At 64.4% G+C, this 14739-nt stretch carries 18 protein-coding genes; 12 read left to right on the top strand and 6 right to left on the bottom strand.

From position 1 onward, the window contains the following. The first annotated feature begins 3 nt into the window (after positions 1–3). Genes M3465_RS02135 through M3465_RS02115 form a run of 5 tightly spaced genes read left to right on the top strand, consistent with a single transcriptional unit; the run spans position 4 to position 4492 of the window. On the top strand, positions 4–1335 hold the full coding sequence (locus M3465_RS02135) for a nitrous oxide reductase family maturation protein NosD (RefSeq protein WP_249500056.1): 1332 nt from the start codon (positions 4–6) through the stop codon (positions 1333–1335). Further along, positions 1301–2197 carry an ABC transporter ATP-binding protein gene (locus M3465_RS02130; protein ID WP_249500055.1) on the top strand — a complete coding sequence of 299 codons (897 nt, stop codon included), beginning with the start codon at positions 1301–1303 and terminating at the stop codon, positions 2195–2197. The genes M3465_RS02135 and M3465_RS02130 overlap by 35 nt, the downstream gene beginning before the upstream one ends. Then, positions 2194–3018, top strand: a complete 825-nt coding sequence (locus M3465_RS02125) for an ABC transporter permease (protein ID WP_249500054.1) — start codon at positions 2194–2196, stop codon at positions 3016–3018. Before M3465_RS02130 ends, M3465_RS02125 begins: the two co-directional genes overlap by 4 nt. Continuing rightward, a complete protein-coding gene (locus M3465_RS02120) occupies positions 3015–3581 on the top strand; it encodes a nitrous oxide reductase accessory protein NosL (protein ID WP_249500053.1) in 567 nt (188 codons plus the stop codon). Before M3465_RS02125 ends, M3465_RS02120 begins: the two co-directional genes overlap by 4 nt. After that, the gene (locus M3465_RS02115; protein WP_249500052.1) at positions 3578–4492 is read left to right on the top strand and encodes an FAD:protein FMN transferase; all 915 of its coding nucleotides are present in this window, start codon (positions 3578–3580) and stop codon (positions 4490–4492) included. Before M3465_RS02120 ends, M3465_RS02115 begins: the two co-directional genes overlap by 4 nt. On the opposite strand, the gene M3465_RS02110 is transcribed toward M3465_RS02115, so the two are convergent. Genes M3465_RS02110 through M3465_RS02100 form a run of 3 tightly spaced genes read right to left on the bottom strand, consistent with a single transcriptional unit; the run spans position 4493 to position 5448 of the window. Beyond that, a complete protein-coding gene (locus tag M3465_RS02110) occupies positions 4493–4771 on the bottom strand; it encodes a DUF6522 family protein (RefSeq protein WP_249500051.1) in 279 nt (92 codons plus the stop codon). Continuing rightward, positions 4771–5001 carry a hexameric tyrosine-coordinated heme protein gene (locus M3465_RS02105; RefSeq protein WP_249500050.1) on the bottom strand — a complete coding sequence of 77 codons (231 nt, stop codon included), beginning with the start codon at positions 4999–5001 and terminating at the stop codon, positions 4771–4773. Before M3465_RS02105 ends, M3465_RS02110 begins: the two co-directional genes overlap by 1 nt. A 30-nt stretch (positions 5002–5031) precedes the next feature. After that, positions 5032–5448 carry an RrF2 family transcriptional regulator gene (locus M3465_RS02100; protein ID WP_249500049.1) on the bottom strand — a complete coding sequence of 139 codons (417 nt, stop codon included), beginning with the start codon at positions 5446–5448 and terminating at the stop codon, positions 5032–5034. Positions 5449–5547: 99 nt separating this feature from the next. Between M3465_RS02100 and M3465_RS02095 the strand changes: the two genes are divergently transcribed. The 5 genes from M3465_RS02095 to M3465_RS02075 are packed head-to-tail and all read left to right on the top strand — an operon-like array spanning position 5548 to position 9777. Continuing rightward, positions 5548–6018, top strand: coding sequence for a group III truncated hemoglobin (locus tag M3465_RS02095; RefSeq protein WP_249500048.1), 471 nt, complete (start codon positions 5548–5550; stop codon positions 6016–6018). Then, the gene (locus M3465_RS02090) at positions 6015–6653 is read left to right on the top strand and encodes a 5-formyltetrahydrofolate cyclo-ligase (protein ID WP_249500047.1); all 639 of its coding nucleotides are present in this window, start codon (positions 6015–6017) and stop codon (positions 6651–6653) included. The genes M3465_RS02095 and M3465_RS02090 overlap by 4 nt, the downstream gene beginning before the upstream one ends. Positions 6654–6657: 4 nt before the next feature. Continuing rightward, on the top strand, positions 6658–7866 hold the full coding sequence (locus tag M3465_RS02085; RefSeq protein WP_249500046.1) for an NnrS family protein: 1209 nt from the start codon (positions 6658–6660) through the stop codon (positions 7864–7866). Between the two features lie 9 nt (positions 7867–7875). Continuing rightward, positions 7876–8544 carry an NnrU family protein gene (locus M3465_RS02080; protein ID WP_249500045.1) on the top strand — a complete coding sequence of 223 codons (669 nt, stop codon included), beginning with the start codon at positions 7876–7878 and terminating at the stop codon, positions 8542–8544. Positions 8545–8568: 24 nt separating this feature from the next. After that, the gene (locus tag M3465_RS02075; protein WP_249500044.1) at positions 8569–9777 is read left to right on the top strand and encodes a pyridoxal phosphate-dependent aminotransferase; all 1209 of its coding nucleotides are present in this window, start codon (positions 8569–8571) and stop codon (positions 9775–9777) included. 13 nt (positions 9778–9790) lie between these two features. Here M3465_RS02075 and M3465_RS17025 read toward each other — a convergent pair whose 3' ends face one another. From M3465_RS17025 to M3465_RS02065, 3 genes are read right to left on the bottom strand one after another with little or no spacing between them, the layout of a single operon-like run. Next, positions 9791–9922 carry a hypothetical protein gene (locus M3465_RS17025; protein ID WP_283254894.1) on the bottom strand — a complete coding sequence of 44 codons (132 nt, stop codon included), beginning with the start codon at positions 9920–9922 and terminating at the stop codon, positions 9791–9793. Beyond that, positions 9919–11223, bottom strand: coding sequence for a c-type cytochrome (locus M3465_RS02070; RefSeq protein ID WP_249500043.1), 1305 nt, complete (start codon positions 11221–11223; stop codon positions 9919–9921). The genes M3465_RS17025 and M3465_RS02070 overlap by 4 nt, the downstream gene beginning before the upstream one ends. Position 11224: 1 nt before the next feature. Beyond that, positions 11225–12457 carry a formate dehydrogenase subunit gamma gene (locus M3465_RS02065; RefSeq protein ID WP_502846093.1) on the bottom strand — a complete coding sequence of 411 codons (1233 nt, stop codon included), beginning with the start codon at positions 12455–12457 and terminating at the stop codon, positions 11225–11227. A gap of 191 nt (positions 12458–12648) precedes the next feature. On the opposite strand from M3465_RS02065, the gene cls reads away from it, so the two are divergent. Beyond that, positions 12649–14052 (top strand): cardiolipin synthase, encoded by a 1404-nt coding sequence (cls, locus tag M3465_RS02060; RefSeq protein WP_249500042.1) that lies wholly within the window; start codon positions 12649–12651, stop codon positions 14050–14052. Further along, on the top strand, positions 14052–14738 hold the full coding sequence (locus M3465_RS02055) for an endonuclease/exonuclease/phosphatase family protein (RefSeq protein ID WP_249500041.1): 687 nt from the start codon (positions 14052–14054) through the stop codon (positions 14736–14738). Before cls ends, M3465_RS02055 begins: the two co-directional genes overlap by 1 nt. The last annotated feature ends 1 nt before the right edge of the window (position 14739 follow it).

Genomic DNA, 14739 nt, shown 5'->3' with positions numbered 1-14739 from the left:
GCCATGATGCGTGTCCTGCCCTTCCTTCTGTCCGTGTGTTTCGCGCTGCCTCTCTGGGCGGACGAAATTGCCGTGCAGCCGGGGCAGGGCACGCTGGCCACCGCCATCGCCGGGGCCGATCCCGGCGATGTGCTGCTTTTGCAAGATGGGCGCTATGAGGGCGCCATAACCATCGACCGCCCCCTGACGCTGCAGGGCGAGGGCGAGGCGATCATCGACGGGATGGGCAACGGAACCGTCGTCACCATCGACGCGCCGGATGTGACCCTGCGCGATCTGACCGTCACCGGATCGGGCCTGAACAGCGAGGCGCTGGATGCCGGGATCAAGATCCTCAAGGAAGCCGACCGCGCGCTGATTGAGAACAACAAGGTGCTGGGCAATCTGCACGGCGTCGATGTGCATGGCGGCCATGACGCAAGGGTCATCGGCAACACCATCGAAGGCACGCAACAGCAGCGCATGAACGACCGGGGCAACGGCATCTATGTCTGGAACTCTCCCGGCACGCTGGTCGAGGGCAATTCCGTCCGCTGGGGCCGCGACGGCATCTTTTCCAACACCTCGCGCACCGGCACCTACCGGAACAACCTGTTCCGCGATCTGCGGTTCGCTGTGCACTATATGTATACCAACGACTCCGAAGTGTCCGGCAACGTGTCCATCGGCAACCATCTGGGCTATGCCATCATGTTCTCGGATCGCGTCGTGGTGAAGGACAATCTGAGCCTGTCCGACATCAGCCACGGCGTCATGCTGAACTATGCCAATAACGCCGATGTGTCCGGCAATCTCGTGCGCGGGGGTGCGAACCGCTGCACCTTTATCTACAATGCGCATAAGAACCTGATCGTCGGCAACCGTTTCGAGGGCTGCGAGATCGGCATCCATTTCACCGCCGGATCGGAGCGCAACGTGCTGACCGGCAATGCCTTCATCGGCAACAAGACGCAGGTGAAATATGTCGGTACGCGCGATATCGAATGGAGCTTCGAGGGGCGCGGCAATTACTGGTCCGACCATCCCGGCTTCGATCTGGGCGGCGACGGCATCGCCGATAGCCCGTTTCGGCCGAATGACCTGATGGACCACATCCTGTGGTCCCAACCCGCCGCCAGCCTGCTGACCGGCGCGCCGGCGGTGCAACTGATCCGCTGGGCGCAATCCAGCTTTCCGGCCACGCTGCCCGGCGGCGTCGTGGACAGCGCGCCCCTTATGCGAGCACCGCAGATTGCGGTGCCCGATGAATACACCCGCATGGAGGCCGAAGCGGTCGCCAACCGGGACGAAAGTGACCTCGATGACTTCGACATTAACGATCTCTCATCTCACTAAGACATATGACGGGGTCGCGGCCCTGTCTGACGTGTCCCTCAGCGTCGCTCCCGGCGAGCGGGTGGCGCTGCTCGGCCATAACGGGGCGGGCAAATCCACGCTGATGAAAGTGATCCTTGGCCTCATCGCACCCAGTGGCGGCGAGGTGACGGTCTGCGACGCGAAGCCCGGACAGGCGGCGGCGCGCGAGCAGGTCGCCTACCTGCCGGAAAACGCGACCTTCCATTCGGCGCTCACGGGGCTTGAACAGATCACCTTCTACATGCGCCTGCGCGGGCAGGATACCGCCGGCGCGATGGAGCTGCTGGAGCGGGTCGGCCTCGGCCATGCCGCGCGGCGGCGGATCGGCACCTATTCCAAGGGGATGCGGCAGCGGGTCGGACTGGCGCAGGCGCTGATTGGCGCGCCGCGCCTTCTTGTGCTGGACGAGCCCACAAGCGGGCTCGATCCGGTTTCGCGCCGCGATTTCTATGAATTGCTGGATGGCCTCGCCGCCGACGGCGCGTCGATCCTGCTGTCGAGCCATGCGCTGACCGAGGTGGAGGCGCGGACCGACCGGCTGCTGATCCTGTCGGGCGGGCGCATGGTGGCCGAAGGCACGCTGCCCGATCTGCGCCGCGAAGCCGCGTTGCCGGTTGCAATGCATATTACCGCGCTCAACGGCTATGACAGCGACATCATGGCGGCGCTGCCCAACGCGATCCGTGTCGGCGAGGGCTTGCAGATTTCCTGCACGCAGGAAGAAAAGCTCGCCACGCTGGCGCGGATTTCCGAGCTGCGCGGCAAGGTGGTCGATCTGGAAATCATCCCGCCCAGCCTTGAAGATATCTATAGCCATTACAGCCGGAGGGACGGACAATGATCACCCGCATCCTTGCCACCGCCGCAACCGAGATCCGCATCGCCAGCCGCAACCGCTGGGTGCTGATCGCCGTCGTGCTGATGGTGCTTTTCTCGCTCGTCCTTTCGGCCGCAGGCTCGGCGCCCACCGGTGCGCTCGGCGCGGACCGGCTGTCGGTCGTTGCGGCATCTCTCACGTCGCTTTCGGTCTATCTTGTGCCTCTGGTCGCGCTGCTCATGTCTTTCGACGCCGTGGCGGGCGAGGTCGAGCGCGGGACGTTGCCGCTCTTGCTGACCTATCCCGTCGCCCGCTGGGAAGTGCTTGCGGGCAAGCTGCTGGCGCATACGGCCATCCTCATCCTTGCCATCGTCGCAGGCTACGGCGCGGCGGCGGCCATCGCGATTGTGGTCGATCCGGCGGCATTGTCCGGCCTCGCGGCGCTTTGGCGGCTGACATGGACCTCCGTTCTTCTCGGCGCGACCTTCCTCGGCATCGGCTATGCGCTGTCCTCGCGGGCAAAGCGTGTCTCCGGCGCGGCGGGGCTGGCGATCGGGCTTTGGCTCGGGCTGGTGGTGCTTTACGATCTGGGCCTTCTGGCGGCCGTGGTCGCCGACGATGGCGGCTTCTTCACCAAGAGCATCTTCCCGGCCGCATTGCTCGCCAACCCGGCGGACGCGTTCCGGCTCTTCAACCTCACCGCCGCCGAAGCCACGGCAGCGGCCTCAGGCGTCGCTGGCGCGGCGAATGCGATCCCGCAATGGCAATCGCTTCTTTCGGTCGCCGTCTGGCCCTTCATCGCGCTGGCGCTTGCCGCGCTCAGCTTCCGAAAGGTGGTGCCATGAGAGTCCTGCCGATCATCGCCATGCTCCTGGCCCTTGCCGCCTGCAAGGAAGAGGTCGCGCAGGATGTCTCTGCCGTTCCGCTGTCCGAAGATGCGGTCGGGCATTATTGCCAGATGAACCTTCTGGAACATGACGGCCCCAAGGCCCAGGCGCATCTGGCCGGCCTTCCGCAAGCGCCGCTGTTCTTCAGCCAGGTGCGCGACGTGGTCGCCTATATGCGCATGCCCGAGCAGAGCCACGAGATCCTGTCGGTCTGGGTCAATGACATGGCCGCGCCCGGAGCGACATGGGCGCAGCCCGGCAAGGACAACTGGATTGATGCTGAAGACGCGCTTTATGTCGTCGGGTCCGCGGTCAAGGGCGGCATGGGCGCGCCCGAGATCGTTCCCTTCTCCGATCCCGACAAGGCCGCAAGTTTCGCCGCCGAGAATGGCGGGAACGTCATGCAGTTAAGCGAGATCCCCGACAGCGCCGTTCTGGCCCCCGTCGATCTGGGTGGGGATTCCGACGATGCCGATTTCGAACAACGTCTGCGCAACCTGTCGCGCACATCCGGAGGATGACAATGACCACTCGCCGCCGTTTCCTCGCCATCAGCGCCGCCGCCTTTGCCGTTCCCGGCATCGCGCGGGCCGAGCCGGTCTATACCTGGCAGGGCGTCGCCCTTGGCGCACGTGCCACGCTGCGCCTCGCGCATCCAGACGCCAAGGCTATCGCCGAACGCGTCGCGTCCGAGATTTCGCGCCTGGAGGATATCTTCAGCCTCTATCGCGCCGAAAGTGCCCTGTCGCGACTCAACCGAGATGCCGCGCTTGAAAATCCGCCGTTCGAGCTGCTTGAATGCCTGTCTCTCGCCGGGGCCGTGCATAACGCCAGCAGTGGCCGGTTCGATGTGACCGTGCAGCCGCTTTGGGCGGCTTACGCCGAGGCGGGTGCGCGGGGTTCGCTGCCGGCTGCTGGGGAAATCGAGGTTGCGACGGCGAAAACCGGATGGAGCAAGGTGTCGCTTGCACCCTCGGCGATCACGTTAGAGCAGGGCATGGCACTGACGCTGAACGGGATCGCGCAGGGTTATATCGCCGACCGCGTCGCGCAAATGCTTGAGAAAGAGGGATTGACCGACATCCTGATCGACACCGGAGAGTTTCGCGCCATCGGCGGTCATCCCGGCGGCGGGGCGTGGCCGGTCAAGCTGGCCGCTGGCGGCAGCGTGCGGCTCGCGACGCGGGCGCTCGCCACATCCGCGCCGCTCGGCACCAGCTTTGACGCAGGCGGGCAGGTGGGGCACATCCTCGACCCTCGGACCGGCAAGCCGGGCACTTCTAAATGGCGCGAGATCAGCGTGACGGCGCGTTCCGCCGCGCTGGCAGATGCACTGTCCACCGCCGCTTGCCTCATGTCGTCACCTGACGAGATCGGCGCTTGCATCGCGCGGTTCGACGGGGCGCGGCTCGAAAAACTGACCGAGGCATGATCAGCCTTCGAGACCGAAACTGAACGGGCGCGGTGCGTCGAACACCGCGCGCGTCAGGATGTTATGTTCTGCGTCGAGCGTCAGCCGAAAGGCACGGTCCCTGTAGAAGAACGTCAGCCGCGAACGCCCCGCATCCTCGTCCATGCCGGTCTCGCTCCGCGAGGTGATGGCCCCGCTTTGCATCAGTGGCTGAACCTCTGCCGGATCGAGCTTGAACGCCTTGGCGATCAGCCCGGCATCGACGACATATCCATCCTCGCCAAACTCGACATCCGCCATCACCTGTCCTTCCAATACCCGTTCGCCGCCGCCACCGTCGCGAAATGGGTGGCGACCACCTGGCTGACCGCGATCAGGGAATCCGCATCCTCCGCATATTCGGGGCGCATCTTGTCGCGCGCCTCGGCATCGGGCTGGGTCAGCTTGACGGTCATGCGCGACAGTTTGACCGCAAGCTCATAGCCCTCTTGCGGCGTGTCGGTGATCAGAGTGGGGAGCCATTGTGACATGAGGTATCCTTCCTTTTTCGGTGGGTGAACTCAGGCATCGACCGGGATCGCCGGCAGAGAGATATCGGCGAGGGTGGATTGATCGAGGTGATCGAGAAAGGCCGTTTCCGCCCCCCGCAGGCGAGATTTCAGGGCGCACCGCCCATCGAGCGTGCATTGCGCGCCGGGCTGGAAACACTCGACAAGCGGTTGATCCTGTTCAAGAAGCCGCACGATATCGCCAAGCCGGATCTGCGCCGGCTTCCGCGCCAGGACCGCGCCGCCGCCGCTGCCGCGCCGGGTATCGACAATGCCGCCCTTTGCCAGACGCTGCATGATCTTGCTAAGGTGGTTGCGCGACAGGCCGAATTCCTCGGCAAGCTCCGCAGTCGAATGGGCGCGCCCCGGCGCGCTGGCCATGCGCATGAGCATCCGCAGGCCGTAATCGGTAAAGGAGGTCAATCGCATGGGCGCCCGTTTGCATTGCTGTTGAATAAGTATTTACAATACCGATTAACAGGTTTAGCAGGGAATGCAAAGCGAATATCTGCAAGGCAAGGCAGGCCGATGGCCGACACGAAACATCCCGAACTGCGCGTCTCCTCCGCCCGGCCTGAAATGACTGCGAAGATCATGGCCGAAACCGGGCTCGACGAGGATATCCTGACGCGCCTCGTGCATCGCTTCTATGATCGCATCCGCGCCGATGCGGCCCTCGGCCCGATCTTCGAGGCGCGCATCACCGATTGGCCCACCCATCTGGATCGCATGGTGACGTTCTGGTCCTCCGTTGCCCTGATGACGGGCCGGTATCACGGCGCGCCGATGCCCAAACACGCGAAGCTGCCGGTGACTTGGGACCATTTCGACCATTGGCTGACGCTTTTTCGCCAGACCGCACAGGAGGTCTGCACGCCCGCAGGCGCGGTGCATGTCATCGAACGGGCCGAACGGATCGCCCGCTCGCTTCACATGGCGGTGGAGGATATGTCGCGACGGGAAGCGCGGATCGTTCCGATGCTGAGGCGCGCGCCATGACCGGATCGTCACCCTACGCCTCGTCGCCCTGCATGGCGCCGGAGCTTGCGTTGCCGAAGGACGTGCCGGCCTGGCGCAGGGCCGAGCGCGCGCGTCTGCGAGCCGAACGGATGGCGATGGGCGTTCAGGAGCGCGAAACCATCGATGCGGCGCTGCGCAACCACTTGCGCGATCTGCTGGAACGGCGTTTCGCGGGCGGTGCAGGCAAGGTGCTGTCCGCCTATTGGCCGATCAAGGGAGAGCCGGACCTGCGCCCCCTGATGAAGGATCTGCACGAGGCCGGCGTCATCGTCTGCCTGCCCATCGTGGAACAGAAATTCGCTCCGCTGGTGTTCCGCCGCTGGACGCCCGACACCAAGATGACCCGCGGCGATTGGAACATTCCCGTGCCGCCACCCGAAGCCGAGGCGGCCGCGCCCGACATCACGCTCGCCCCGCTGATGGGCTGGAGCGCGGATGGCTACCGGCTCGGCTATGGCGGGGGGTACTTCGACAGAACGCTGGCGGCGCTCTCGCCGCGGCCTTTCACCATCGGCATCGGGCTGCAATCGGCACGGCTCGACACGATCCACCCGCAACCTCACGATATCCCGCTAGATGTTATCCTGACCGAAGCGGGAACACAGACAAGTTGATCCCATGAGCACCACCGCAGAACTGATGCGCGCCTGGCGCGGCCCGGCAATCCTGAGTTACGGTTTCAGGCCGTTCTTCTTCGGCTCCGCGATCTGGGCGCTTCTTTCAATGGCGCTTTGGATTCCAATGCTGTCCGGGGCGATATCCCTGCCGACCGCCTTCGATCCGGTTTCATGGCACGCGCATGAATTTCTCTATGGCTATCTGTCTGCGGTGATCGCCGGCTTTCTGCTGACCGCCGTGCCGAACTGGACGGGGCGCTTGCCGATCGTCGGATGGCCGCTGGGCGGGCTATTTCTGTTCTGGGTGCTGGGCCGGCTCATCGTCGCCGCCTCGCTGGGTCTCTCGCCGCTTTGGGTGGCGCTGATCGATCTGACATTCAACATCATGCTCGCTTCGGTTCTGGCGCGCGAGATCGTGGCGGGCAAGAACTGGCGCAACCTGATCGTGTTGGCGATGCTGGTCGTCTTCACGCTGGGCAATGCGGTCTTCCACTGGGAAGCGGCGCAGGGCGCGTTCGCGGCGCAAGGATACGGTCTGCGCATCGGGCTTGGGGCGGCGATCATGATGATCGGCGTGATCGGCGGGCGGATCGTGCCGTCCTTCACCCGCAACTGGCTCGTCAAACGGGGCGAGACGCGCCTTCCGACCCCGCCCATGCGGAAATTCGACAAGGCGGCGCTTCTGGCGCTGCTCGCATCGCTCCTGCTCTGGACGGCGCTGCCATATCACCCCGTCACGGGCGCCGCGCTTCTGGCTGCCGGTGCGCTGCACACGGTTCGGCTCGCCCGTTGGTCCGGGCATCTTACCCTTGCTGAGCCGCTGGTGACCGTTCTGCATGTCGGCTACGCCTTCGTTCCGCTCGGCGCGCTGGCGATGGGCGGGGATATCCTGCTCGGTGGTTCCGGTCTCGCGGCGATACAGCATTTCTGGATGGCCGGCGCGATCGGTCTGATGACGCTTGCGGTGATGACCCGCGCGACGCTGGGCCATACGGGCCAGACGCTTGCGGCCAGCCCCGCCACAAGCGCCATCTACATCGCGATGCTGGTGGCCGTACTCGCGCGTGTCGCCGCGGGCATCTGGCCCGAGCAAAGCGCGGCGCTGCATGTTGCCGCCGGGTTTGGGTGGATGGGGAGTTTCGCGCTTTACGCAGCAGTCTATGGCCGGCTGCTTCTTTTCAAATCCCCGGCCAAACGCGCGGCGAATTGAGGCAGGTTCATGGGGTGGCTTGAATTCATCGCGGCATGGATCGTGTTCTTCCTGTCCCATTCGGTGCCGATCCGTCCGCCGGTGCGACCGTGGCTGGAGGCTCGGCTTGGGCAACGCGGCTTCACGCTCGCCTACTCGCTTCTTTCTCTGGCAATACTGTTCTGGCTGATCGCGGCCGCGGGGCGTGCGCCCTATGTGGCGCTCTGGCATTGGGCAGACTGGCAGCGGCATGTCCCTCTGACAGTCATGCTTCCGGTCTGTATCATCATCGCGCTGACAATCGGACGCCCCAACCCGTTTTCCTTCGGAGGGGCGCATCGCGAACGGTTCGACCCCGAACGCGCCGGGATCGTTCGGGTCAGCCGCCATCCGCTGCTGCTCGCGCTGGCGCTTTGGGCGGGCGCGCATCTGGTGGCCAATGGCGATCTGGCGCATGTCATTCTCTTTGGCGTCTTCACCCTCTTTGCGGCTTTTGGCGGCCGCCTGATCGACCGGCGGCGCAAGCGTGAGATGGGGCCGGATTGGCAGCGGCTGAGGCGAGAGACGACGGCGCGCTTGTCGCATGCCCGCCCGGCTTCATGGACTGGCGCGGCCCTGCGTATCTTGGTGGGAATTGCCCTTTACGTCTTTTTGATCTGGCTGCATCCTTGGCTTTTCGGCGTCAGCCCACTGGGGTGACGCGGCAGCAGGAGACGACTGGGCATGACGCGACTGGAGAGTAAATTCGCCGAACTGGGTGCCGAGAACGCGCCGGGCCAGGAGGTCCGCCAAGGCACGGGGCAGCTTTCCGCGGTGATGCGCGGCGATGTCATACCCGGCACGCCGGTCGATTTCTCGCATGGCGATGTCGATGCCTTTGCACCCACGCCCGGCGCGCGCGAGGCTTGGGAGGCCGGATATGAGGCCGGCGGCGCGCAGGCCTATACCGAATATCGCGGCGCTGCCGCGATCCGCGAGCGGCTTGCAAGGCGCCTTGCCGGTTTCACCGGTGCGCCGGTTGATCCGGTGGACGAATTGATCCTTACGCCCGGCACGCAGGGTGCGTTGTTTCTTGCACTGGGCGCATTGGTGGATCACGGCACGCGCGTCGCCATCATAGAGCCGGACTACTTCGCCAACCGCAAGCTGGTGCGGTTCTTCGGCGGGCAGATTCTGCCGGTGGCTCTGCGCTATCGGGATGCGGAAACCGGGCCGGATCTGGACGCTCTGGAAGCGGCGTTCCGCGATGGGGCGGAGGTCTTTGTCTTTTCCAACCCCAACAATCCGACCGGCGTGGTCTATTCGCAAGACGCCATCACGCGGATCGCTGAACGTGCCGCGCGATATGGTGTGACGGTGATCGTCGATCAGCTTTATTCACGGCTTCTCTACCGCGGCGAAAGCTACACCCATCTGCGCGCGCAGCCGCAGAGGCCCGACAATCTGATCACGATCATGGGGCCGTCGAAAACGGAATCGCTCAGCGGCTTCCGGCTTGGCGTTGCCTTCGGCAGCGCGCATCTCGTGGACCGGATGGAAAAGCTGCAGGCGATCGTTTCGCTGCGCGCCGCCGGGTATAATCAGGCGGTGCTAAGCACATGGTTCGATGAGCCGGATGGCTGGATGGAAGACCGGATCGCGCAGCATGAGGCCATTCGGGACGATCTTCTGGCGGTGTTCCGGGGCGCCGGCCTGCCGGTCGCAACGCCGCAGGCCGGCAGCTATCTTTTTCCCGAATTGCCGGGCCTTGCGGTGCCGCCGGAAACCTTCGTGCGCCTGCTCCGAGTTCAGGCGGGCGTGACGGTGACGCCGGGATCGGAATTCGCGCCGCAGACCGCGTCGAGCATCCGGCTCAACTTTTCGCAGGATCACAAGGCGGCGGTCGCGGCGGCAAAGCGGATCGTGGAGATGGTGGCGCGCTACCGCGCCTGAGCCGCCGGACGGTTCAATCGTCCAGCCGAACCGATCCCGAGGATGCGCCGCGTTCCTCGGCGCTCCATCCCGCGCCTTCGAGGATGAAATTCGCCGCGACGGCGATCACCGCGATGGCGACAAATCCAAGGATCATGGCTTTCACTTCTCGTCCTCCTCCGGCGCGGTGCGATCGCGCAGGTATGCCACCAGATCGGCCCGGTCCTGCGCGCTGGTGATCCGCTGCATCGGCATCTTGGTTCCGGGAACATACTCTTCGGGGCCGATATCGAAAAGCCCGTCTATCGTCGTCTCGTTCCAGATGATGGACGAGCCGTCAAGCGCGTCCGAATAGCTGTAATCCTCGACCGTTCCGGCGCGCCGTCCGAATAGGCCGTGCAGGCTCGGCCCGGCGCGGCGGGCGCTGCCCGGGGTGAGCGTGTGGCAGATCGAGCATTTGCGCATGAATTGCCGCTCGCCATTCGTCATGGTGGCAGGATCCTTGAGATACTCGGGCGCGCCGGTTTCCATCGGACCCATTTCGTCCATCGTATCGATGGGCCAGGAATAAAGCCTCGGGTCGAGCCCGCCGGCATGGATGCTCTCGCCATCCGCCGAAAAGGCCAGGGCCCAGATCGGTCCGCGCTCGGTTGCGCGGAAATCATGCGAGATGCGCCAATCGCGCGAATCCACGATCATGATATAGCCCTCTCCATCCCCCACGGCGAGGCGCGTGCCACCCGGGTCCTGCTCCAGCGCGAGGATGGGTCTGCGCTCCAGCGTGAGATCGGCCAGCGTGTCGCCGCTTTGCAGATCGATCGCCCGCGTGCCGCCATCGACGGCGCCATAGGCGAGCCATCCGTCGCCTTCGTTCAACGCGATCTCGTTGATGCCGAACCCGTGTTCGATCACGCGCTGGCGTTCCTGCCCGGTCTCGATATTCCAAAGCCGGATACTGCCATCGGCAGAGGCCGAATAGAGCGCTGCGCCCCCATCGGCGAAGGCCACGTCGTTGACCGGCCCGGCATGGCCATCGAGAAAGCGCGGCGCGGAACCGTCCTGGGGCCAGAGCCCGATGGTGCCGTCCCAACTGGCCGAGGCGAGGAGCGCGCCATCCGGCGACAGCGCGAGCGCGACGATCTTGCCCCGATGCCCCGCCAGCACCTCGGGCGCGTTATCTGCGCCGCGCCAGACCCGGATGGTGAAATCGTCACCGGCGGAATAGATCGTGCCGTCCCCGGACATGGCAAGTGCATTGACCGCAGCCTCGTGCCCGTCGAGCCAGAGCGGATCCTCTCCGTTCCAAAGCCCGACAGCATTGTCGAAACTCCCGGTCGCGATCTGGCCGGACCCCGAGACCGCAATCGCCATGATCGGACCACCATGCCCGTTCAGGGTGAAAAACTCGCCTGCCGAAGCAAGCGTGGCGACGCTTAGCGCAGCGCAGGTTGCAAACGCGCGCCGCATGTCATTCGGCAGGCGTCGTGCGCCCCGGCGCGGCGGCTTCGCGCGATTTCACTTCATCGACCCAGAGGCTGTGATGCTCTCGCGCCCATTGCTCCTCGACATCGCCCGATCCCATCGCATCGAAGGCGCCTTCCATCCCGATCGAGCCGATATAGATATGCGCCAGGATGATCGCCATCAGGACGAAACTGACGATGGCGTGCCAAAGCTGCGCGAACTGCATCTCTTCCTGCGGGCTGAGCGTTTCGGGCAACGTGCCGAGCCCCGCAAGCTCAGGCAGCCCGCTTGCGTTCAGCCACCCAAAGGTCTTGGCGAAGAGCGGGAATTCGAAGGGAAAGAGCAGCGATACACCGGACACTGCGATGGAGCCACCAAGCACAATGGTGGACCAGAAGATCAGCTTCTGCCCGGCGTTGAACTTCTTGGCGGGAGGATGCCCGTTGCCGAAAAGCCCGCCCGCCTGCGCCAGCCATTTCACATCGGTCCGGTCGGGCAGGTTGTGAACGACCCACATGACGAACACCATCACGAGCCCGATAATGAAGGCCCAGGCGACGTTGTTGTGTATCCATTTGGACCAGGTTGCGATGGCCGAATAGGGCTCGTGCCCGAAGGCCGGAATGAGAAACTTGCGACCCATCAGCGAAACGAGCCCGGTGAGGCCCAGCAGGATGAACGAGCCTGCAAGCAGCCAATGGCCAAAGCGTTCGACCGTCTTGAAGCGCTCGATCGTGCGGCCGGTCTTTTCGCCGTCGATCCGGATCCGCCCCCGCAGCAGGTAGAAAAGCGCCAGCAGCACGATCGTTCCGACGAGCAGCCAGCCGCCATAGGTCAGAAGCGGTCCCTCCCGGAACTGGAGCCACCACATGCCGCGATCCTGAATCAGAACCTCCGCCGCCGGCCCGCGGATCTGCGTCGAGATATCGGCATCGTTGAACCGCACGCCGCGCCACAGATCGGGGTCGGAGGCACCGCCGAGCGTGCCGAGCTGATCCGATACCGGCGGTGCATCGTCGCCCGCGCCGGTGTTCTGCCTGCGAAACGCGTTATCGACCTTGAGCCCTTCCTGACGGCGCAGGATATCTTCAAGCGTGGTCGCCCCGCCGGTGGCGGATCGGTCGCTTTCGACAGTTGCAGAGGGCGGGCCGTCTTGCGCAAGTGCAGGGGCGAGCGCAGAAAACAGCATGGCAAATGACAGAAGAAGGACGGTCATCGAGGATCGGAAGGCTGGCATTTGGCTGGGCTCCCTGGAGAAGAACGACATTGCGGACCCTTGCAAATGGCCCAAGACTTTGTTCGTGCATAATAATGCATATCTGTCACTTGTCACCTGGATTGCAGGGCTGACACGAATGGGAAGGCACGGACGATGAGCGAAGCGGCGAATGGCAGGCAAATGCGCACGCGGCGGACGGGCCGGGCGGCATGATCGACATTCTCACGCCCCTCAATGCCGGAATCGTTCTCATCGTCGCCCTACTCAGCCTCGGCGTCGCCTATCGCGCCGTGCTGACATCGCGCACGCCTCAAGGGGCGACCGCGTGGATTTTGCTCATCCTTCTCTTGCCGGTGATCGGAACGCTGCTTTATCTGGTGTTTGGACATGCCAATTTCCGCCGCTTCGAACGGGATCGCAAACGGTCTGACGATCAGCTGTTCGAACTCGATCCCGGTGAGGACGGATACAAGCCCGGCTCGCGGCTCAATGCGTTCTCGCGTCTGGCGCGATTGCCGGTGGTCGGCGGCAATGACATGAAGCTTCTGATCGATGCGCGCGCGACCTATGACGCGATGAACGACGCGATAGGCGGCGCAAGTTCCCATGTCTTCGTGCAGTTCTATACCATCGAGGATGACGAGGTCGGCCGCGCCTTGCGCGAATTGCTGATCGAGCGGGCGCGGGCCGGCGTGTCGGTCTGGGTGCTGCATGACGCGCTGCCGTTCTTCGGGCTGCCGACACGGTTCAAACGCCCGATGCTGGAGGCCGGTGTTCGCGTGGCGCGCACCAAGGGGCCGACGCGGCTGCTGGGGCGGTTTCAGCTCAACTACCGAAACCATCGCAAGCTTGTCATCGTTGACAACGAAACAGCCTTCACCGGAGGGATCAACATCTCGACCGACTATCTTGGCATGAACCCGTCCATCGGGCCGTGGCGCGATACCTTCGCGGCGTTCCGCGGCCCGGTTGTGGAACAATTGGCGCGGCATTTTTCCTCTGATTGGAAATGGGCGAACGGAGACGATCTGAGCCGGATCGCCTCTCGCGCCCCGGAGCCGGCGGGCGATCTCGATGCGGTCGCGCTTGCGCCATCTCCGGCGGAACATGTGGCGGCCGGGAATATGTATTTCATCGCTCTCGCCCATGCCGCCCAAAAGCGGCTCTGGATCGCGACGCCCTATTTCGTGCCCGACAGGGACGTTCTGACCGCCCTGCGCTTCGCGGCGATCCGGGGCGTCGAGGTCAAGCTCCTGGTGCCGGAGAAGACGGATTCCTTCCTGACCCATTATGCCGCGATGGCCTATTTCGACGATCTGCGCTCCGTTGGCGCTGAGGTCTGGGCCTACAAGGCCGGTTTCCTGCATCAGAAGGTTATTCTCGTCGATGACGATCTGTCCTCCATCGGGTCCGTCAATCTGGACATTCGTTCCGGGTTGCTGAACTTTGAAATCGCGGTGGTCGTCGATGGCAAGAGCGCCGCGCGCGATGTGCGCGAGATGCTGGAGGCGGATTTCGGGAAGGCGGAGATGATTGATTTCAATCTGGCGGAACGCTCGTTTTTCACCCGTGCGGCGGCGCGGATCACCCGTTTGATGGCGCCGGTGCTCTGATGCGAATCGTCAGTTACAATATCCGCAAGGCGGTCGGGCTCGACTGGAAGCGCGATCCCTATCGCATCATCCGTGTGCTGTCGGACCTCGACGCCGATGTCGTCGCCTTGCAGGAAGCCGACAAGCGGCTCGGCGTGCGGCCCGCCGTTCTGCCGGAAGCGCTGCTTTACGAACAGACCGGATTGCGCATCCTCGACGTGATCGACGGGCCAAGCTCGGGCTGGCACGGCAACGCGCTGCTCGTGCGCGACGGCTGGACGGTGCATGACGCCGAACGTCTGACGCTGCCGGGGATCGAACCGCGCGGCGCGGTGGTTGCCGATCTGACCGGGCCGGACGGCGATGTCACGGTTGTCGGCACGCATCTCGGCCTGCGCCGGGGCTGCCGGCAGTTGCAGCTGGCCCATCTGCGCGAAACCATCGCGGACCGCGCGCCGCGCACGATCATCGCCGGGGATATGAATGAATGGTCTCCGAGGATCGGGTTCGATCTGATCGAAAAGGAGTTCGACCTGATCGCGCCAGGCCCGAGCTTTCACGCCAGCCGTTTGCTTGCTCCGCTCGACCGGTTCGCGCTGGGCAAGGGGCTCGGCCTGCGCGATTCCGGTGTCGTCCTTGGGGGCGAAGCCCGGCGCGCATCGGATCATCTGCCGATCTGGGCGGATATTGACGTGGGGAATACGTAAA

Origin of the sequence: Marivita sp. GX14005 (assembly GCF_023370775.1) — a bacterium.
In the GTDB taxonomy this organism is placed as follows: Bacteria; Pseudomonadota; Alphaproteobacteria; order Rhodobacterales; family Rhodobacteraceae; genus Marivita.
This window is presented reverse-complemented; position numbering and strand designations above follow the sequence as displayed.